General features: G+C 43.8%; 1 rRNA gene. It reads left to right on the forward strand.

Going from position 1 to position 1,057, the window contains the following annotated elements:
* Positions 1-1,057, forward strand: a 23S ribosomal RNA gene (locus L3V35_RS25420); the annotation flags it as partial.

A 1,057-nucleotide genomic window follows, 5' to 3' on the forward strand; every position in this document is an offset into this window, starting at 1 on the left:
GTTAATATGCAAGGTTAAGCAGAAAAAAGCGGAGCCGTAGGGAAACCGAGTCTGAATAGGGCGACTTTAGTATATTGGCATATACCCGAAACCAGGTGATCTATCCATGAGCAGGTTGAAGCTTAGGTAAAACTAAGTGGAGGACCGAACCGTAGTACGCTAAAAAGTGCCCGGATGACTTGTGGATAGCGGTGAAATTCCAATCGAACCTGGAGATAGCTGGTTCTCTTCGAAATAGCTTTAGGGCTAGCGTATAGTATTGTTTAATGGGGGTAGAGCACTGAATGTGGAATGGCGGCATCTAGCTGTACTGACTATAATCAAACTCCGAATACCATTAAAATTAAGCTATGCAGTCGGAACGTGGGTGATAACGTCCACGCTCGCGAGGGAAACAACCCAGATCGTCAGCTAAGGTCCCAAAATTGTGTTAAGTGAGAAAGGTTGTGAGATTTCATAAACAACTAGGAAGTTGGCTTAGAAGCAGCCACCTTTTAAAGAGTGCGTAATTGCTCACTAGTCAAGAGATCTTGCGCCAATAATGTAACGGGACTCAAACACAATACCGAAGCTACGGGCACATTATGTGCGTTAGGAGAGCGTTTTAATTTCGTTGAAGTCAGACCGTGAGGACTGGTGGAGAGATTAAAAGTGAGAATGCCGGCATGAGTAACGATTCGAAGTGAGAATCTTCGACGCCTATTGGGAAAGGTTTCCTGGGCAAGGTTCGTCCACCCAGGGTTAGTCAGGGCCTAAGATGAGGCAGAAATGCATAGTCGATGGACAACAGGTTAATATTCCTGTACTTGGTAAAAGAATGATGGAGTGACGAAAAAGGATAGTTCTACCACTTACTGGATTGTGGGGTAAGCAACAAGAGAGTTATATAGGCAAATCCGTATAGCATAATCTTGAGTTGTGATGCATAGTGAAGACTTCGGTCGAGTAACGAATTGAATGATTTCATGTTTCCAAGAAAAGCTTCTAGTGTTAATTTTTTATCAACCTGTACCGAGAACGAACACACGTTCCCAAGATGAGTATTCTAAGGCGAGCG

The organism is Vibrio sp. L5-1, assembly GCF_021728315.1.
Lineage (GTDB): Bacteria > Pseudomonadota > Gammaproteobacteria > Enterobacterales > Vibrionaceae > Vibrio > Vibrio splendidus_K.